The organism is Rhodopseudomonas sp. P2A-2r (assembly GCF_026015985.1).
Classification (GTDB): Bacteria; Pseudomonadota; Alphaproteobacteria; order Rhizobiales; family Xanthobacteraceae; genus Tardiphaga.
In genome coordinates, this window is the sequence record NZ_CP110389.1 from 3,882,130 (window position 1) to 3,901,813 (window position 19,684).

Annotated in this window: 13 protein-coding genes and 2 pseudogenes; 6 read left to right on the forward strand and 9 right to left on the reverse strand. The window is 64.4% G+C overall.

Annotation, left to right across the window (positions count from 1 at the left end):
- Window positions 1–77 precede the first annotated feature (77 nt).
- Both ONR75_RS18820 and ONR75_RS18825 read left to right on the forward strand, forming a co-directional pair.
- Window positions 78–1,316, forward strand: a complete 1,239-nt coding sequence (locus ONR75_RS18820) for a GGDEF domain-containing protein (protein ID WP_265078602.1) — start codon at window positions 78–80, stop codon at window positions 1,314–1,316.
- A 74-nt stretch (window positions 1,317–1,390) separates the two neighbouring features.
- Complete coding sequence (locus ONR75_RS18825; protein ID WP_265078603.1) at window positions 1,391–1,789, forward strand: PRC-barrel domain-containing protein; 399 nt, start codon at window positions 1,391–1,393, stop codon at window positions 1,787–1,789.
- A gap of 203 nt (window positions 1,790–1,992) precedes the next feature.
- Here the strand turns inward: ONR75_RS18825 and mfd are convergent, their stop codons facing one another.
- Both mfd and ONR75_RS18835 read right to left on the reverse strand, forming a co-directional pair.
- On the reverse strand, window positions 1,993–5,508 hold the full coding sequence (mfd, locus tag ONR75_RS18830) for a transcription-repair coupling factor (RefSeq protein WP_265078604.1): 3,516 nt from the start codon (window positions 5,506–5,508) through the stop codon (window positions 1,993–1,995).
- The gene (locus tag ONR75_RS18835; protein ID WP_265078605.1) at window positions 5,505–5,795 is read right to left on the reverse strand and encodes a succinate dehydrogenase assembly factor 2; all 291 of its coding nucleotides are present in this window, start codon (window positions 5,793–5,795) and stop codon (window positions 5,505–5,507) included. The genes mfd and ONR75_RS18835 overlap by 4 nt, the downstream gene beginning before the upstream one ends.
- Window positions 5,796–5,974: 179 nt before the next feature.
- On the opposite strand from ONR75_RS18835, the gene recG reads away from it, so the two are divergent.
- A complete protein-coding gene (gene recG / locus ONR75_RS18840) occupies window positions 5,975–8,080 on the forward strand; it encodes an ATP-dependent DNA helicase RecG (RefSeq protein ID WP_265078606.1) in 2,106 nt (701 codons plus the stop codon).
- Window positions 8,081–8,278: 198 nt separating this feature from the next.
- Here recG and ONR75_RS18845 read toward each other — a convergent pair whose 3' ends face one another.
- The 6 genes and pseudogenes from ONR75_RS18845 to glmU all read right to left on the reverse strand — a co-directional run bounded on the left by ONR75_RS18845 (window position 8,279) and on the right by glmU (window position 15,100).
- Window positions 8,279–8,908 carry a hypothetical protein gene (locus ONR75_RS18845; protein ID WP_265078607.1) on the reverse strand — a complete coding sequence of 210 codons (630 nt, stop codon included), beginning with the start codon at window positions 8,906–8,908 and terminating at the stop codon, window positions 8,279–8,281.
- Complete coding sequence (locus ONR75_RS18850; protein ID WP_265078608.1) at window positions 8,905–9,561, reverse strand: hypothetical protein; 657 nt, start codon at window positions 9,559–9,561, stop codon at window positions 8,905–8,907. Before ONR75_RS18850 ends, ONR75_RS18845 begins: the two co-directional genes overlap by 4 nt.
- Before the next feature lie 301 nt (window positions 9,562–9,862).
- A complete protein-coding gene (locus ONR75_RS18855; RefSeq protein ID WP_413776365.1) occupies window positions 9,863–10,636 on the reverse strand; it encodes a DUF502 domain-containing protein in 774 nt (257 codons plus the stop codon).
- 265 nt (window positions 10,637–10,901) lie between these two features.
- Window positions 10,902–11,387, reverse strand: coding sequence for a RidA family protein (locus ONR75_RS18860; protein WP_265083726.1), 486 nt, complete (start codon window positions 11,385–11,387; stop codon window positions 10,902–10,904).
- A gap of 88 nt (window positions 11,388–11,475) precedes the next feature.
- Window positions 11,476–13,302: a glutamine--fructose-6-phosphate transaminase (isomerizing) gene (gene glmS / locus ONR75_RS18865; protein ID WP_265078609.1), complete on the reverse strand. Its 1,827-nt coding sequence runs from the start codon at window positions 13,300–13,302 to the stop codon at window positions 11,476–11,478.
- Window positions 13,303–13,751: 449 nt separating this feature from the next.
- Window positions 13,752–15,100, reverse strand: a pseudogene (glmU, locus tag ONR75_RS18870) (bifunctional UDP-N-acetylglucosamine diphosphorylase/glucosamine-1-phosphate N-acetyltransferase GlmU).
- A gap of 184 nt (window positions 15,101–15,284) precedes the next feature.
- On the opposite strand from glmU, the gene ONR75_RS18875 reads away from it, so the two are divergent.
- Together ONR75_RS18875 and ONR75_RS18880 are read left to right on the forward strand one after the other, a co-directional pair.
- Window positions 15,285–16,553: a hypothetical protein gene (locus ONR75_RS18875; protein ID WP_265078610.1), complete on the forward strand. Its 1,269-nt coding sequence runs from the start codon at window positions 15,285–15,287 to the stop codon at window positions 16,551–16,553.
- Between the two features lie 125 nt (window positions 16,554–16,678).
- Entirely contained in the window at window positions 16,679–17,059 is a 381-nt protein-coding gene (locus ONR75_RS18880; protein WP_265078611.1) for a hypothetical protein, read from the forward strand.
- On the opposite strand, the pseudogene ONR75_RS18885 reads toward ONR75_RS18880, so the two are convergent.
- A pseudogene (locus ONR75_RS18885) lies at window positions 17,019–18,591 on the reverse strand (beta-(1-6) glucans synthase). The gene ONR75_RS18880 and the pseudogene ONR75_RS18885 sit on opposite strands and share 41 nt — an antisense overlap.
- Before the next feature lie 347 nt (window positions 18,592–18,938).
- On the opposite strand from ONR75_RS18885, the gene ONR75_RS18890 reads away from it, so the two are divergent.
- Window positions 18,939–19,508 carry a beta-1-3, beta-1-6-glucan biosynthesis protein gene (locus ONR75_RS18890; protein WP_265083727.1) on the forward strand — a complete coding sequence of 190 codons (570 nt, stop codon included), beginning with the start codon at window positions 18,939–18,941 and terminating at the stop codon, window positions 19,506–19,508.
- Window positions 19,509–19,684 lie beyond the last annotated feature (176 nt).

The window sequence follows — 19,684 nt, forward strand, 5'->3', positions numbered from 1 at the left end:
GATATCATTGACGCCGTATTAAGGACGCCCGACTAGCCTGACGCGACCCAATCATCGCTCAGTCCAGGTCATCGACAATGTCCGATCAGGCTCCCATCGTCGCCATCTCCGCGACCAGGCCGCCGACGTTTTCCGCTGCCCTTGCCGATACCAAAATGTTTCCGGTCATCGACGCGACCTGGCCGGAAGCGCTGGACGCGGTCGCGCGCGTGCAACCCGCAGCCGTGCTGGTCTCGGCAACGGCGGCCGACGAGCCAACGTTCGAGGCGCTGGCGCGGCGACTGGCGGCCAAGCAGCCTTACGTGCCGCTGATCGCCATCGATCCCATAGCGCCGCTTCCCGCCCACGCCATTCCGTTTGTGCAGTCTGCCGGTAGCTTCGATCGCCTCAACGCGCGCCTGCGTGCCGCGTTGCGGGTCCGCACCCTGCACGCCACAGTGGTTCGCCGTCTCACCGCAGACGCCGTCAAGCGTACCGCCCTGCAGACTCCGGATCCGCTCGAAGACGCCAATGTGCTGCTGATCGGCCGCGGCGCCGGCTACCCCGCTTTGTCGGTGGCGCTGGGAGAGCGCGTCGGCGTGATCGGCGCCCTCAGCATCGAGGCCGCCGCCAAGCACCTCAACGCACGCGACATCGACGGCATCATTATCGGCGAGGGTTTCAGCCTGCGGGTGGTCGATGCCTTCCTGACGGTGCTCACCGAGGATGCCCGGTTTCGCAATCTGCCTGTGACCGTCACCGCCGCCGGTCTCGCGCCGGCCTATGACCTGCCCAATCTCGAAATGATCTCCGGCGAAGCCGCCGACGTGGCAGCGCATGCGTTGCCTCTGGTTCGGCAACACGCCTTCGAAGCCCGCCTCAGCCGCACCCTGAAGGCGCTGGACTCCGACGGCCTGCTGGATGCCCGCACCGGCCTTCTGACCCGCGCCGCGTTCGAACGCGATTTTTCCACCGCCGTCTACCAGACCCAGTCGCGCGGCGGCGGCATGTCGGTGGTGCGCTTCTCGTTCGACGAGATCCCCGACCGCGCGCGCTTCGATGCGGCGCGCATCCTCAGCCGGCTGATGCGACAGATGGATTTCGGCGCCCTGCAGGACGACGGCTCGGTGATCGTGGCGTTTGCCGAAACCGATCTGCGCAATGCCCATATGATCGCCAAGCGTCTCTCCAGCGTGATGAAGCACACCCTGCACAGCGCCAAACGTGACCAGCGGGTCGAGCCGCGTGTCGTGGTCGCGACCCTGCTGCCCGGCGATACCGCGAAGTCGCTGCTGTCGCGCCTGCACGGAAAGGACGCGCGCCGCGTCGCCTCGTAGGGTTCCAGAACTGCGTACGGAACGATTGTTACCTCCTCGCATTATAGAGCACGCATTCTGCGATGGAGGACACCATGAAGAAACTTGCACTGATCACCGCTTCGCTTGCTCTGCTTGCCACTCCCGTCCTGGCGCAGACCAGCACCACCACGACCGGCACGGCGCCGGCCGATGCAAAGTTCTCGACGGTGTCGAAGGACGAGATGTTCAGCTCCAAGCTCAAGGGCCTGAATATTACCAACCAGAAGGACGAGACCGTCGGCGAGATCAGCGATCTGGCGTTCAAGAACGACAAGATCGAAGCCATGATCCTCTCGGTCGGCGGCTTCCTCGGCATGGGCGAACACTACGTCGCCGTGTCGCCGTCGTCGGTCAACGTCAAGTACGACACCAAGAACAACAAGTGGCTGGCCACGATGAACACCACCAAGGAAGCCCTGAAGGCCGCTCCGGAATTCAAGTATCCGAAGTAAGCGTCAAGCTTCAATAAAACACGGCCGTCGGCAGGAATGCCGGCGGCCGTTTTTCATTTTCTGCAACACACACCGCCGTCATCCTTAGGAGCGCGCACTTGCGCGCCTCGAAGGATAGTGGCAGGCGCTGAACATGCCTCCTTCGAGGCTGGCCCAAGTGGGCGAGCGCCTCAGGATGCCGGCGGTGACCGAGGCAGCTGCAATCACGCCGCCTTTTTCTTCTCCGCCAGATTGGCCAGCGCGCGCAGGATTTCGGTGGCGCCTTCGAGGCGTTCTTCCGGCGTCTCCCAGTCCTGCAGGAACACCACCTTCATGTCCGGACGCACCTTGGCGGCCTGGCCGTAGGAGCGGATGAAGAACACCAGACGATCCGGCTGCGCGAACTTGTTGTCGCGGAAGGTGATGACCGCGCCCTTCGGGCCGGCATCCACCTTCTCCACGTTGGCGCGACGGCAATAGGCCTTGATGGCGGCGATCTTGAACAGATAGCGCACCTCGTCAGGCAGCACGCCGAAACGGTCGCGCAGCTCGGCCGCGAAGCTCTCGATCTCCGCGTCGGTTTCGAGATCCGCAAGCCTTCGGTACAGCGACAGCCGCACAGCGAGATCGGCGACGAAATCGTCGGGGATCAACACCGGCATGCCCACGGTGATGGTCGGCGACCACCGGTCGGCCACAGGCTCGGACAGGCCGGCCTTGAGGTTGAGGATCGCCTCCTCCAGCATCGACTGGTACAGTTCGAAGCCAACTTCCTTGATATGACCGGACTGCTCCTGGCCCAGCAGATTGCCGGCGCCGCGGATGTCGAGATCGTGCGAGGCGAGCTGGAAGCCGGCGCCCAGCGTCTCCAGCGACTGCAGCACCTTGAGGCGACGCTCCGCATGCGCGGTGATCTTGGCCTGCGCCGGCAGTGTAAACAGCGCATAGGCGCGCAGCTTGGAGCGGCCGACCCGGCCGCGCAGCTGATACAACTGCGCCAGACCGAACATGTCGGCGCGATGGATGATCAGCGTATTGGCGGTGGGAATATCGAGGCCGGACTCGACGATGGTGGTAGACAGCAGGATGTCGTACTTGCCGTCGTAGAACGCCGACATGATGTCTTCGATCACCGTCGGCGCCATCTGGCCATGGGCCACCGCCACCTTCATCTCAGGCACATGCTTGTCGAGGAAGTCCTTGACCTCGGCGAGGTCATCGATGCGCGGCACCACGTAGAAGGCCTGGCCGCCACGGTAGCGCTCGCGCAGCAGCGCCTCGCGGATCATCAGCGGATCATGCGGCGCCACGAAGGTGCGTACAGCAAGGCGATCGACCGGCGGTGACGCGATGATCGAGAGATCGCGGACGCCGCTCAAGGCTAGTTGCAGGGTGCGCGGGATCGGCGTCGCCGACAGCGTCAGCACATGGACGTCGGCACGCATCTGCTTCAGGCGCTCCTTGTGAGTGACGCCGAAGTGTTGCTCTTCGTCCACGACCACGAGCCCGAGATCCTTGAACTTGATCGACTTGCCGAGCAACGCATGGGTGCCGACGACAATGTCGATATTGCCTTCAGCCAACCCCTTCTTGACCTGGTTCATGTCCTTGGTGGTGACCAGCCGCGAGGCCTGCGCCACGTTCACCGGAAAGCCCTTGAAGCGCTCGGTGAAATTCTTGGCATGCTGGCGCGCCAGCAGCGTGGTCGGCACCACGACGGCCACCTGCTTGCCCTCCAGCGCCACCGCGAAGGTCGCGCGCAGCGCCACCTCGGTCTTGCCGAAGCCGACGTCGCCGCAGATCAGCCGGTCCATGGGTCGGCCGCTTTCGAGATCGCCCAGGGTGGCATTGATGGCGTTCTGCTGGTCCTCGGTCTCCTCATAGGGGAAGCGCGCGCAGAATTCGTCGTAGAGCTGCGGCTGCACCGAGGTCTTCGGCGCCTCGCGCAGGTGTCGTTCGGCGGCGATCTTGATCAGCTCGCCCGCGATTTCCTGGATGCGGTTCTTCAGCTTGGCCTTGCGGGCCTGCCAGCCGGAACCGCCGAGCTTGTCGAGCTCGACATTGGCGGTGTCGGTGCCGTAGCGCGACAGAAGCTCAATATTCTCCACCGGCAGAAACAGTTTTGTTTCGTTGGCGTAGCGCAATTCGAGACAATCATGCGGCGCGCCGCCGACCTGCAGGGTCTGCAGACCGACGAAACGGCCGATGCCGTGCTCGACATGGACCACGATATCGCCAGCCGCGAGGCTGGTGACTTCGGAAATGAAGTTGTCGAGCTTGCGGCTGGCCTTGCGCGGGCGAACGAGACGATCGCCGAGGATGTCCTGCTCGCTGATGATGGCGACCTGGTCGGTCTCGAAGCCGGATTCCATGCCGACCACGGCCAGCATGGTTTCGTTGCGCGGCGTCGCCTGCACGGTGCGCCAGGAATTAACCGACGTGACGTTGAGCAGCTTGTGGTCCTTCAGCATGCTCGCCATGCGGTCGCGCGAGCCTTCGCTCCACAGCGCCACGATCACCTTCTTGCGCTGCGCCTGCAGCGCCTGGACGTGGGCGACCACCACCTCGAACACGTTGATCTTGCCGTCGGTGCGCTCGGGCGCGAAGTTGCGACCCTGGCGGGCGCCGGCATCCACCATGTCCTTGCCATCGGGCAGTGCGAACGGCGTCAGCCGCGCCAGCGACGCCGTCTCCAGCCGCTTGGACCACTCGGCGTCGGCGAGATACAGCCGGTCCGGCGGCAGCGGCTTGTACAATGCGCCGCCGCCGCGATGCTCCAGCGCCTCGCGCCGCGCCTCGTAGTAATCGTTGATCTGCTTGAAGCGCTCGGAGGCCGCGTCCTCGCTCTGCGGCTGCAGCATCACCGGTGCGCCGTCGAGGTAATCGAAGAACGTGTCCATGCGGTCCTGGAACAGCGGCAGCCAGTGCTCCATGCCGGGATAGCGGCGGCCTTCGCTGACGGTCTCGTAGAGCTGGTCGTCGCGCTCGGGTGCGCCGAACTGCGCGACATAGCCCATGCGAAACCGCTTGATGGTTTCGGTGACCAGCTGGAATTCGGAAATCGGCACCAGATCGAGGGCGCGCATGTCGAGATGGGTGCGCTGGGTCTCGGAGTCGAAGGTGCGGATCGACTCCAGCGTGTCGCCGAAGAAGTCGAAACGGACCGGCTGCTCGAGGCCGGCGGGAAACAGATCGAGGATGCCGCCGCGGACGGCGTATTCGCCGGGCTCGCGCACGGTGCCGGAGCGGTTATAGCCGTTGTGCTCCAGCCAGCTGACAATCGAATCCATCGGCACGATATGGCCGGGTGCCACCGACAGCGCCTGCGCCGCAATGACCTCGCGGGCCGGCACCCGCTGCACCGCCGCGTTGACCGTGGTGAGCACGATCAGTGGCTTTTCGCTGCCCTTGAGGCGGGACAGGCGCGCCAGCGTTGTCAGGCGTTGCGCCAGGACGCCGCCATGGGGCGACACGCGGTCGTAGGGCTGGCAGTCCCAGGCCGGAAACTGCAGCACCGGAAGATCGGGTGCGAAGAATTCCAGCGCCCGTGCCAGGTTCTGCATGCGCGGCCCGTCGCGACAGATCACCGCCAGACTGACCGCCGGCGGTTTCGGCCGCGCGGCAACCGCGCGGGCGAGATCGCTGACGATCAGCCCCTCGGCGCCCTCGGCGACATTGGCGAACGTCAGAGCACGCCCGGGCGCAAGCTGCGCCGCAGGCGAAACGGTCGGCGCCTTCATAGGGTGTAGTCCAGATTGCGGAAAGTCTTGATGCGTTCGAACAGCGGCGTGCGAAACTCCGGCGGCAGTTCGATGTCGCCGACAAACGCCGGATACAGGTCCGGGTCCTCCAGGCCCACGAGAGCCTCGAGCTGCGTGACTTCAAGGTCGGCCAGACCGGCAATCTCCGCATCGGCAAAACGGCCGAGGATCAGGTCCATCTCGCGGGTACCGCGGTGCCAGCAGCGGAACAGCAGCCGCTTGCGGCGTTCATCCAGCCCGTTGCTCGATCGTGTCGTTCCCGTCATCTTCCCATCCCGTCCGAACGCCAAAAGCCCGGACGTGCCGGGCTCGGTTGATATAGCCGCCGCAGGGTCCGCTGTCAGCACCTACGGGACGCAATGCGGCCCTGGGCGCATTGCATTCGCGCCAAAATGCATTCAAGCCTTGGGGAAATTGGCCAGAAATCGAGTTTCCGAGTCGCTTGATGCGCCCTGCACTGCTCAATCCGCTGTTTGCGCCGGTCACCACAATGCCCGGCATCGGACCGAAGCTGGACAAGCTGCTGCGGTTCCTGCTCGGCCGCGACGAGACCCCGCGGATCGCCGACCTGCTGCTGCACCTGCCGGTCAGCGTCATCGACCGCCGCCAGCGGCCGACCATCTGCGATGCGGTTCCCGGTACCATGGTGACGCTGGAGGTCACGGTCGACCGCCATCGCCCTGCCCCCGCCGGCCGCTCCCGCGCGCCGCATCTGGTCTATGTCAGCGACGACACCGGCACGGCGATCCTGGCCTATTTCAAGGCCTATCCCGGTCAGGTCGAGAAGCTGCTGCCGGTCGGCGAGAAGCGCTACGTCTCCGGCACCGGGCAGTTGTTCGACGGCATGCTGCAGATCGTTCATCCCGACCGCGTCATCGACGAGGAAGGCTTTGCCAAGCTCAGCGGCATCGACCCGGTCTATCCGCTGACCCAGGGCCTCGCCATCGGCGCCCTGCGCCGTGCCGTTGGCCTCGCGCTGACGCGGCTGCCGGAACTGCCGGAATGGATCAGCCCGGACGTGATGCGCCGCTGCTCGTTCCCGCCGATCGCCGAGGCCCTGCAGCGCGTCCACGTGCCGCTCGAACTGACCGACATCCTGCCCGAAGGCCCGTTCTGGTCGCGGCTGGCCTTCGACGAGTTGCTGGCCGGGCAACTGGCGCTGGCGCTGGTGCGCGCGCAACTGCGTCGGCCGGCCGGCGACCGCAACGCCGGCGACGGGCATTTGCGCCACAAGATCATCGACGCGCTGCCGTACTCCCTGACCAAGTCGCAGCAGGAGGCCACCGCTGCCATCGCCGCCGATCTCAATCAGCCGGTCCGCATGCTCCGGCTGCTGCAGGGCGATGTCGGCTCCGGCAAGACCGTGGTGGCACTGCTGGCCGCCGCCGCCGTCGCCGAGGTCGGCAAGCAGACCGCGCTGATGGCACCGACGGAAATCCTGGCGCGCCAGCACATCAAGACCATCGCGCCCCTGGCCGAACGCGCCGGCCTGCGCGTCGCGATCCTGACCGGACGCGAGAAGGGCCGCGAGCGCAAGGACATCCTGGCGCGCCTCGCGGCCGGCGAGATCGACATGCTGGTCGGCACCCACGCCTTGATCCAGGACGACGTGATCTACCAGTCGCTGGCGCTGGCGGTGGTCGACGAGCAGCATCGCTTCGGCGTGCGGGAGCGATTGACCCTGACCAACAAGGGCGATGCCGTCGACGTGCTGGTGCTGTCGGCGACGCCGATCCCGCGGACCCTGGTGCTGACCTACTTCGGCGACATGGACATCTCGGAGCTGCGTGAGAAACCGGCCGGACGCCAACCGATCGAGACCCGGACCATGTCGAGCCTCCGTCTGCAGGAGGTCATCGACGGCGTCGGCCGTCAGGTCGCCGCCGGCAAGCTGGTGTACTGGATCGTGCCGCTGGTGGAAGAGTCCGAGATGGACGGCCCGAAGCTGACCAATGCCGAGGAGCGTTTCGAAAGCCTGCAGCAACGCTTCGGCGAAAAAGTGGGGCTGGTGCACGGAAGGATGCGCGGCACCGAGAAGGATGCGGCCATGGCGCGCTTCAGTGAAGCGGAAACCCAGATCCTGGTCGCCACCACCGTGGTAGAGGTCGGCGTCGACGTGCCCGCCGCCACCATCATGGTCATCGAGAATGCCGAGCGCTTCGGCCTCGCCCAACTGCACCAGCTGCGCGGCCGCATCGGCCGCGGCTCGGAAGCCTCGAACTGCCTGCTGCTATATCGCGAGCCACTCGGCGAGATCGCGTCTAAGCGCCTCAAGGTGATCAAGGAAACCACCGACGGGTTCCGCATTGCCGAGGAAGACCTGAAACTGCGCGGCGAAGGCGACGTGCTCGGCACCAGACAAAGCGGCCTGCCCGGTTTCCGCATCGCCCGCTCCGAGGTCCACGCCCAGTTGGTGACGCAAGCCCGCGACGAGGCGATGCGGATCCTGCAGGACAATCCGAAACTGACCGGCGAACGCGGCGAAGCGCTGCGCTGCCTGCTGTATCTCTATGAGCGCGACGAGGCACTGCCGCTGATCGGCGCGGGGTAGCCCTTAACTGTCATTCCGGGGCGCGGGCGGCGACAGCCGCACGCGAACCCGGAATCCCAAAATGTTCATCGTCCCACATCGAGGTTCCCCGCCACTGCAATTGGAGTGGCTGAGGTTCGCTCGCGTCGATGCGCGCGCGCCCCGGAACGACAGTGTGGGCCGGCTTCAATCCAGCTTCATCTTACAGCTTGGACCTTTTCATTGCATCCTCGCGAGTTCATGCGTTAGGTCGAAATAGCTCTGCAGCCAGAGAAACTCATCGTTCTCAACGATGACACCGCCAGCGCCCATCTGGGTTGCACCCGGCCACCTTCCGATGAGTTGATCATCGATAAAGACTTTTCGATCAGTAGACCTGACCTCTCCGCCTTGCGGCCTGGGAAAGTAGTACGCGAAAACATCGCGGTAACAGTAGGCGAAGCCCTGATCCGCGCCGTTTGCGGTATCTGCGTGAACATCCAATGTAGTCCGCGCGAAGAGGTCCTTGCTTGCCCACGGAAAACCAGTGTCCACCCGATAGGGGATGCGCGGAGCTCGGCCTGAGGTGACGATGAAAGGGCTTGGGTTTTCTTCGATCTGACCCACGCCAGAGCGGCGATTGACACCTTTTGCCTCCGTGAAGCTGGCGTGGCCACCAAGCGTTTCACGGTCCCAGAGCAGAAGTCGCCGGGCGTCTTCACGCATTTCTTGCCCGTATTGCGTAAGGATCGGATTGACAACATCCCAGTTCAGCAGCCAGTACTGTGGATGGTCCGCCGGCCAGTGCGAACGCACGGTCTCTTTCGGTGCGTCAGGCAACGGGGTGCGGATGAAGGAATGGCAGGTCATCCGCAGACCGCCCGCATTGCGTGGATCGCCACTAGGAAAAAACCTTCACCACGAAAGAAGCTGCTGCCTCGCAGATATTCGGCATTGCGATCGCCGATCGGAACGATGTTCTCTTTCCATTTTGTCAGGCGCCAGATGTCATAATCGGCCCGGCTCACTTCCGTGAACGTCGCCCGGTGAAATTTAAGTTTGGAAAACGGCTGTGCGTAGGCCTGCTCGTGCAGATACGCGATCATGAATTCGAGATTGCTCGCATCGGGTGCCAGGAACACGACCGGGAGAAAATCCGCGGGCATTGGTTGCTTGGCAAGCTCCCGGTTGCAGACATTGGGGCTCTGCACCAGCACCCCTTCGCCATTGCTCGTGCGCACACCATAGATATACGGCGCCCAGACGCCGCGCGCACTGCGCCCTTCGCCCAGGATCTGCCTGACCTGCGAGCCGCAGGCGATGATGACTTCAATGTTGAGCGGTTCGTCGCCGTGGTCCAGCTCCACGACCATCCGGTAGAACCAGCCGAACTTGAAGTCATCTCGCTCAGACGGGCCACACCCGGCCAGTCCCAGAATGGCCGAGGCCAATAACACGGTAAAGATTGCGCGCCACGCAACCTCACGCATCTTTGCCACAAATAGATACTCGCCTGCCAACATCAGAAGCTGCCTGGAGGGCAGCCACCCAACTGCTCGTCAGGTCATCAACTCGCCCGGTAAAACAGTATCAATCATGCACAGGCTGTAAAGCCGATCCTGACAATCAATGGCTGCATGAAAGTAATTCGACGAGGCATTCCCCCTGATCGGGGGCCGGATAGCGAGCGTCACTGTCATTCCGGGGCGCGGGACAGCGGCGTGGCCACTGGCATGCGAACTGGGTACCGGAGATGCCTATCACGTCAAGATTCCGGGTTCGCTCGCGCTGGCGCGCTCGCGCCCCGGAATGACAGCGTGTGAATCAATCCACCTTCGCCGGCTCCGGCCTGATCGCCGCCTCGTTGGCGATGCGTGCGGCATTGGCGGTCTCGGCCAGCGCCGCGATCTTCTTCTGCGGATCGGAACCGGGCTGCACCACGCCGGCGGACATGATCAGCGTTGCGGCGTCCTCGGCGGACATGTCGATGTCGATGATCTTGCTCTTCGGCACGTAGAAGAAGAAGCCGGTGGTCGGGTTCGGCGCGCAGGGCAGGAACACCGAGATGTGCTCCTCCTGCCCCGGCAGACTGTTGTTGATCTCCACGCTCGGCGGCTGCGAGATCAGCACGATCGACCACATGCCGGGCGACGGGAATTCGACCAGCCCGACCTTGCGGAAGCTCGAGCCCGAGCCCGAGAACAGCGTCTCGAACACCTGCTTCAACCCGCGATAGATCGCGCGGACCACCGGCATCCGGCCGAGCAGCCGTTCGCCGAGATCGACCAGGGTGCGCCCGATCAGGTTGGCGGTAAGGAAGCCGAGAAGGGTCAGCGCCACGAAGGCGACGATCAGGCCGGAGCCCGGAATGCCATAGGGCAGATACTGCTCGGGCCGATAGGCCTCCGGCACCAGCGGCCGGACCAACGCGTCGACCCAGGTGACGAACCACCAGGTCAGGTAGAAGGTGATGGCGATGGGGCCGGCAACGATGAGGCCGGTGAGAAAGTAATTGCGGATCCGGGCCATGAATCCGCGCGGCGCCTCCGGCGGAAGGTCACCGGACGGCGTTGTCGATGACATATTGGTGCGGTCCATGAACGTCCCTGCTGATCGGCGCGGCCTTTGCCGGGCGCCGTGACTATTGAACCGTCAGTCTAGCAGAATTTGCCAGTGCGGTAGCGGCAATATGGCGAGCCGGACTGCGACCGGACGCCCGATCAGCCCATTTAACGGCCGTTTGAAGGAAGCGAGAGCCTGGCCAGTCGGGCCAGCTGACCACTACCGCCAATTCGACCTCCGGCGGAACCGGCACATGGAAGACCGGTTGTTCGGCACGCCTCAGTTGGCTGGGAAACGTCCGTCAGTGCGTCGCCACCACAAGACTGATTTCAACGGGAGCATTCTTGGGAAGTTGAAAGACCCCGACCGAGGTTCTGGCGTGAACGCCGTCCTCTCCGAAGATCGCATAGAGAACTTCCGATGCGCCATCGGAGACCTCACTCTGCTGGGTGAAGCCGCCCGCCGACTGGACATAAACATTGATGGACAGGATCTGTTTGACGTTATCCAGCGCCCCAAATCGCGCGAGCAGAAGAGCCACAGCTCTCATGATGCAGATCTTTGCTGCCAACTGTCCCTGCGACAGCGAAACATCCTTGCCAACGGCGCCCTGAATAACGACGGTATCGCCGACCCGCGGGATCTGTCCGCTGATATAAGTGACATTCTCGTGCACGACCAACGGCGAGTAGTTTCCACCCACCTTGATCTCACCGCCGAAATCATAGCCGAGTTCAACGGCAATTTGTCGGAAGCGGTCTTCTCTGCTCATTTTCTTGTATTCCATCGTCAGCACTGATTTTCACCGGTGCACTAAACCAGTCTGACGATGCACACAATTCAAGTCTTCCTGAAACCATATATCCGTGGGGTGCCTATTCCACGGTCACCGACTTGGCCAGGTTGCGCGGCTGATCGACGTCGGTACCCATGATCACAGCCGTATGATAGGCCAGCAGCTGCACGGGAATGGCGTAGACCAGCGGCGTGAAGGTCGCGGCCATGTCGGGCATCACGATGGTCACCAGCGAATCGACGGTGGCCTCCTCCGCGCCCTTGGCGTCGGTCATCAGGATGATCTTGCCGCCGCGCGCGGCGACCTCCTGCATGTTGGATACGGTCTTCTCGAACACCAGATCGAACGGCGCGATCACCACCACCGGCATGTTCTCGTCGATCAGCGCGATCGGCCCATGCTTGAGCTCGCCGGCCGCGTAGCCTTCCGCGTGAATGTAGGAGATTTCCTTCAGCTTCAGCGCGCCTTCCAGCGCCAGCGGATAGGAGGTGCCGCGGCCGAGATAGAGCACATCCTTGCACTTGGCGATGTCGCGCGCGAGCTTCTCGATCTGCGGCTCGGTGGTCAGCGCCTCGGCCATCAGCCGCGGGACCTCCACCAGCGCATGCACCAGTTTGGCCTCGTCTTGATCCGACAATTCGCCGCGCGCCTTGCCGGCGGCGACAGCCAATGCGGCCAGCACCATCAGCTGACAGGTGAACGCCTTGGTCGAGGCAACACCGATTTCAGGCCCGGCCAGCGTCGGCATCACCGTCTCGCTTTCGCGGGCGATGGTCGAGGTCGCCACGTTGACCACCGACAGGGTGTGCATGCCCTGCTCCTTGGCGTAGCGCAACGCCGCCAGGGTGTCGGCGGTCTCGCCGGACTGCGAGATGAAGATCGCCAGGTCACCCTTGCGGACCGGCGCTTCGCGGTAGCGGAATTCGGAGGCGACATCGAGCTCGACCGGCACCCGGCCGAGCCGCTCGAACCAGTACTTGGCCACGTAGCCGGCATAGCTGGCAGTGCCGCAGGCGGTGATCGAGATGCGCTGGATGTCCTTGAAATCGAACGGCAGCGTCGTCGGCAGCAGAACCCGTTCGCTGGCCATGTCGACATAGCGGGCCAGCGTGTGGCCGACCACTTCCGGCTGCTCGTGGATTTCCTTGGCCATGAAGTGGCGGTAGTTGGCCTTGTCGACCATGAAGGACGACGCGCCTGACTTCAGCACGTCGCGCTTGACGACCGCGCCATGCTCATCGTGCACCACAGCGCCCTTGCGGTTCAGCACCACCCAGTCGCCGTCCTCGAGATAGCTGATATCGTCGGTGAACGGCGCTAGCGCGATGGCATCGGAGCCAAGATACATTTCGCCATCGCCATAGCCGACCGCCAGCGGCGAGCCCTTTCGCGCGCCGATCAGCAGGTTCGGATGATCCTTGAACAGGAACGCCAGCGCGAACGCGCCGCGCAACTGCGGCAGCGACGCCTTGACGGCGTCGGGAGGCGACATCCCCTGCAGGATGTACGAATTGACCAGATGGGCAACGACCTCGGTATCGGTCTCGCTGGCGAAACTGGCGCCCTGCGCCTCCAGCTGGATGCGCAACTCGCGGAAATTCTCGATGATGCCGTTGTGAACTACCGCGACGCCGCCAGCAGCATGCGGATGCGCGTTGGCCACGGTCGGCTTGCCGTGGGTGGCCCAGCGGGTGTGGCCGATGCCGATGTGGCCGGCCAGCGGCGACTTGCCGAGCGCGGCTTCGAGGTTCTTCAGCTTGCCTTCGGCTCGCCGGCGTTCCAGGTGGTCGCCTTCCAGCGTTGCGACACCGGCGGAATCATAGCCGCGATATTCAAGGCGCTTCAGCGAATCGACGATCTGATCCGCAACGGGACCGCGTCCCAGGATTCCAACAATGCCGCACATGCGGGTCAATAACTCCAGCTGGGGAAAACAGTCGACGACGACGATGGAACCTCTTAGCCACAATCGCGGACATTCTGTTACTCAATAATTATTGCCGATTGAGACAGATTTAGCCGTAACCGCCTGCCTTTTTCGGCGACGGGTTTAACAAACCATCAACGGTTTTGCTGAAGCATCACGCAAAGGGAGTCCATGACCGACATGCGACCGACCAAAACCACTGACTGGAGCTGTCTGACGCGCGACAGGGTGAAACCGGGGGCGCCATCCCGACTCGCTCACTGGCCGCCGCCATTCCGGCTGGGTGCGGAAAAGCCGGCTTTGATCAGGTATGTCGCAGACCGGGAACGGGACGAGGACTACAAAAGGCCCGCCGGTTTCCGGATCACCCGTGGCATTCTGACCCGCAATGACGACTGACGCCGATCCCGCCGGATCCGTGGGGCCTGCTACTTCTTCTTGTCGCGCATTTTGATGTCGCGGAAACGGTTCGCCCAGCCGTCCTTCGTGATCAGGGGGCTGCGCTCCACCGCCAGCGCGTCGTCGGGCACGTCGCGGGTGATGACCGATCCCGAACCGATATAGGCGCCCGCCCCGATCCTGACCGGCGCCACCAGCGATGAATTCGAGCCGACGAAGGCCCCGGCGCCGATCGTGGTCTTGTGCTTGTTGAAGCCGTCATAGTTGCAGGTGATGGTGCCAGCCCCGATATTGGCGCCGGCGCCGATATGGGTGTCGCCGATATAAGTGAGGTGATTGACCTTGACGCCGGCTTCGAGAATGGCGGCCTTGGTCTCGACAAAATTGCCGATCCGCGCGCCCTCGCCCACCGAGGTGCCCGGGCGCAGCCGCGCATAGGGGCCGATCGAAGCATTCCTGCCGATCGCCGCCTGCACCACATGGGAAAATGCATGGATCACTGCGTCGTCAGCGATGCTGACGCCGGGGCCGATCACCACGAAAGGCTCGATCGTGACGTTCTGGCCGAAGCTGGTGTCGGCGGCAAGATGGACCGTCTCGGGCGCAATCAGGGTCACGCCGGCCTCGAGCGCTGCGTTGCGCAGCCGCGTCTGCATGATCGCTTCGGCCTGCGCGAGCTGGGCCTTGGTATTGATGCCGCGCACTTCATCCTCGCCGGTCTCGATCACGGCGGCCTTGAGGCCAAGCGAACGCACCACCTCGACCGCATCGGTCAGGTAATATTCGCCCTTGCTGTTGGCCTTGCCGATGGCCTCGATGACCTTCAGCGCGGTCTTGCCGTCGAACGCCATCACGCCGGCATTGCAGAGGTCGATGGCCCGCTCCGCTGCCGTGGCATCGGCATGCTCGCGGATCGCCACCAGCTGGTGGCCCTCGACCAGCAGCCGGCCGTAGCCGGTCGGATCGGCAGCACGAAAGCCGAGCACCGCCAGTGCCGCGCCGGCCTGCAGCGGCGCGCGCAGCCGCTCGAAGGTCGCCGCCGAAATCAAAGGCGTGTCGCCGAACGCCACCAGCAGATCGTCGGCACCCGCCGCAATGGCGTCGCGCGCCGCCAGCACGGCATGCGCGGTACCCAGCCGCTCGCGCTGGATGAAGGTCGATGCGTCGGACCTCGCCCGCACCGCCTCGTCGGCCACTGCCTGGTGATCCGGTCCGACCACGACTGCCAGCGAAGCGCCGGCCCCGCGCGGTGCGGCGGCGAGCACATGGGCCAGCAACGATTGTCCGGCCACCTGGTGCAGCACCTTCGGCAGCGACGAGCGCATCCGCGTCCCTCGCCGGCCGCGAGCACGATAGTGAGGCTGGTCCTGCCGGTCATCCGAATCCCCGTTGTTGCGGCGCCCAGGCTCGGCTCGCATGGCGCCGCCGCCCTCATAGTGGGTTTTGTCCTGAAGTGGAAATCCGTTTCGCGGTATCCGCATCAACCCGGAGATGAGTTCGCGCGCGGTTTGCTGGTAATGTTTGCCAATGATTCGGACGGCCTCGGGGGCCACAGACGTCGAATGGCAGATGATCGCAACCAGTGGGCCGACAGATTTTCGGCAGAGCCCGGCGGCGGCTGGCTCACCAGTTTTCTGGCTGAAGAGCATGGCTTCGACCGGCGTGCCAAATTGCGTCTGGGCCTGTGGGGTGTCGGCGCGCTGGGTGCCGTGGTCGTCGCGGTTCTTGCCAGCCAGTCATCGGTGCAGCAGCGCCGCGAGCATATTGCCTCCGCCGATCTGCTGAGCCGGCAATCGGAGCAGATCCAGTCGGTCGCCGCGCAAACCCAGGCCGAAGCGCGGCGACTGTCCGCCGCCATCGAAACCCTTAACCAGGACCGTGACCGGCTGTACACGCGTGTCACCTCGGTCGAGCAGGGTCTGGAGTCGGTCACAGGCTCGATCAAGCGCCAGGCTGCGGCCCCGGCGGCGCCCGCCCCGTCGCCTGTCGCGGAGCCGCCGGCCCCGCAGGCATCGGCGGCGCCACTGATCGGCCCGGTCCTGGCGGCGACGCCTGCCGAACCACCGGCCAAGCAAGTCGCGGAACCTGCCGCCAAACAGGCGGCAGCTGTTCCGACCGCAGCCCCCGCCACTGCCGAGCCGGCTGCGCCGAGGCCATCGCCGTCGCTGGTGGCGGCGTCTGCGCTGCCCGCAATGTCGGGACCTTTGATGACGGCGAGATCCATGATGGCGCCGCCGGATCCGGCCGCGACCAAACTCAGCGAGCCGGCCGCGCCGCCTGCCGCTGAGCCTATGGCCGAGACCACGTCGGCGATCGCACCCGAGACTGCAGCGGTCAAAGCCGAGTTGCCTGCTGTTCCCGTTCAACGCACCGAATTCGGCGTCGACCTCGGCAGCGCCAATTCCGTCGACGGCCTGCGCGCGCTGTGGCGCGGCCTTGTCGCCTCCCACAAGGCGCTCGCCGGCCTGCGGCCGGTCATCATGGTGAAGGAACGCACCAACGGTTACGGCATGCAGCTGCGGCTGGTGGCAGGTCCGCTCGGCGACGCGGCGGCGGCAGCCAAACTGTGCGCCGTCATGAGCGAAAGCGGGCGCGGCTGCGATACCTCGGTGTTCGACGGCCAGCGCCTGGCGCTCAAGAACGAGAGCCCGCCTCTGGCAACGCCGCCTGCGGCAACCGCCGCCCGGCCGGCCGCGCCGACGCAGCGTCACCGCGGCAGCGCCAAACCGGAGCAGCGCAGCGCGCTGCCGCCGGCGGCCAAGCCCGTCGAAGAACCGGCGCCGCCGCCGAAGCCGCAATCGTCGCTGACCTCAATTCTTGGCCTCAACTAGCACGCAAAAGAAGCCAAATTTCGCAACGACTTGAGGTCAGAACCTATCATCGAGATTGAAGATCGGGCCGGACAATTCCCGCGCGATCACTTGTCTCCTCACCGGATACGAACCATAACTGGCCCATGAAAAAAGATCCGTTTCGGTTGACCGCCCGCCAGGTCCAGTGGCTGCTCATCGTGGGCTTCTGCAGCGTCGGCTATGCGCTGTATCTGCGCTATCTCGCGGTGGAGTTCTCCACCGTGGCACTGGCCTGCGACGCCGGACTGCCCACCATGCTGTGCAAGACGCGGCTGCTTGTGACCTACCTGTTCAAGAATTCGGTGTTCGGCATCGTCGCACTGGCGATCGCGGTGCTGCATGTCATCCGGCCGTCGATCGTGCTGATGACCGGCGGCCTGGTTGCCGCCGGCTTCGGCATCGTGCTCTACAACATCGGACTTTCCGGCGTTGCGATCGGGCTGCTCATTCTGGGATTTGCGCGGCCCGCGCCCGCCACAGCGTAACGCCGAACAGCAGATAGATCGCGCAGGTCCACAGCGACTGCCAGTTGTCCGGCCCTTCGTTGAAGCCGATATACAGCACCGAGACGACCAGAAGCCCGGCGAACACCGATTCTGCAATCGGACGCAGGCCGAGCTGCGGCCGGTTCACCAGCATCAGGCCGGCGAACGGCACCACCGCCATGGTCAGCGCCGCGAAAGGGAAATCCCGGTAGCGCGGGTCGAATACGAAGCCGAGCGCGGTCTCTGCCGCGATCAGCGTGGTCACCAGCAGCGTCACCCCCAGCAGCACCGTCGACCACGAATGGGTCCGGCCAGGGCGCGGACCAAGCAGTTCGAGGAATGTCGGCAACGAGCGGCCGGACATGGTCGCGTAGGCGCAGAGCAGCGGCGAGGCGATACCCGCGGCCAGCAAACCGCCCCAACGCATCCAGACGCCGAGCCCAAAGCTCTCATAGAGCATCTTGTCGATGGCGACCCCCAGCAGGATGCCGGCGGCGGTTGCTGAAATAGCCACCGTCAGCCACGAGACGAAGCGCGGCGGCCAGGGCCGGCGCCGCAGCGTCAGCATCCCCACCGCAAACACCAGCGCACTCAGCCCGAGGCCGGCGCCCATCTGCAGCTTCCAGGCAGGATAATTGGTGATCGGAACACCGGCCGGATATTTCTCCGCCCGCTGGTCGGCATCGATCAGCCCCCAATAGCCGCCGACGGTGCCCTCGAGCTGTCGCTTCCACGGCTGGTCATAGGCCTCGATGAGATTGACGCGAAAGTTCTCGCGCTTCGCCAGATCGAGAATTTCCGAGACCACCCGGGCCTGGTTGGCGCGTGACGGCAATGCGCCATCGCGCATCCGGCCCGCGCTCGGCCAGCCGGTCTCGCCGATCAGGATCTCCTTGGCAGGGAATGCCACGGCCACCCGCTTGCGGATCGAGATCGACATGCGCCGCGGCGTTCCTCGCGCGTATCGGAAAATCCTCCCAGTAAGGCAGGATGTGGATGGTGACGAAATCGACCGCGTTATAGATCTCACGGTTGCGCAGCCAGTATTCCCAGACGTCAGCATAGGTCACGGGAACCTGGACCTGCGACTTCACAGAGCGAATTGTCGCCTCCAAATCGGCCGCGGTCATCTCGCCGCGCAGCAGCACCTCGTTACCGACCACCACAGCACTGATCACGCCGGGGTATTCCTTGGTCAAATTAACAACGGTGGCGATCTGCGCGAGGTTCTTGAGCCGATTGCTGCCGAGCCAGATGCCCTGGATCACCTTGAGCCCGACCTTGCCTGCCAGTTCCGGCACCTGGTCGAGACCGTTGTCGACAGAATAGGTGCGCACGCATTTGGAGATCTTGGCCAGCTGGGCCAGATCCTGTGCAATCTGCCCGGCCGAAATCTGGGTCGACGGGATCAGCGGGGTTTGGTCGCCGCGGAACGGCGCATAGGACACGCATTCCAGCTTGGCCGCCGGATCGATCGGCGCGCGCACCAGCGACACCGGCGTGGCGAGCCACCACCAAACCGCTGCGATCATGCTCAGGGATATTAGGAGAAGCGCCAGCGGCGTGCGGTAGGAAATGGGTTCCGTCCTCCAGGAAGCCCCGTCGATTAGCCCGTCGCCGCCGATCTGCCAAGAGTAGATCGGCCGTAGATCTCTCGAACAAACAGGAACAACGCGCGCGGCCTCGCCAATTCGCTCCGGACGCGGCAAACTGTCGCCGTTCGCTTTACCAAAAGGGCAATCCCGTTGCGGCATTGCTGGACAAAATCTCAAATGTCCGTCATGGCATTCTGGAGTGTCTCCGCCGTATTGGGGACCTATTTTGGCGGCATCTGACAGGGCGTCGGAGCGACCGTGGCAGACAACAAATCGGGGACTTTATGCGTCGAGTGCTGGTCGGGTTCCAAAATGCGGTTCTGCGTTGTGTTGCCATCCCGGGATTTGCGTTGCTGCTTGGCCTCGGCGGCGCGATAGCCCAGAGCGGCGCGCTGCGCGCCCAGGATCAGGCCCAAAAGCCCGCCGCGAATGCGCCGGCCACTCCCGCCGACGTCGCCAAGGAAAGCCAGAAGAAGACCGACGAGTTCGTTGAGGCGTCCACCGCGATCAACGGTCCGGCCGGCAACCCGGAATGCGTATGGCTCGGTCGCCGTGTCGTCGTGCTGATGTGGCGCGACGATCTCGACACTGCATTTCGCCACCTCGATCTGTACGATCGCTTCGGCTGCCCCGGCGGGCACGTCCAGGCCACGTTCCGTTGCCTGGTGCGATTCGGTGCGCTGGATCCGAAAGTGCCCGATAGTCTGAATGGCCGTGTCCACGCCTGCTGGATCAATCCCAACGCACAGCCGCAGACCGCTGCCGTCACCCAGCCCGCGACTCCGCCCGCTGCCGGCGCTGCGACTCCGGCGGCGCCCGCGACCCCGGCGCCTCCCGCAGAACCCGCGAAATAAGTCGCCGCCTGCCGGAACGCCGGCAAATATTCGCGGTTTGGATATTTGGCGCCCTTAAAACGCCACGGCGTCATACGAGTTGTTAATTCTGGTGGTAGCGATATTCTTTTGCTGCCGTCTTACTGGTCGGACCTAGGGGACGGGTCCGCTGACCGGCCACGCCTCGCCCCGTTATG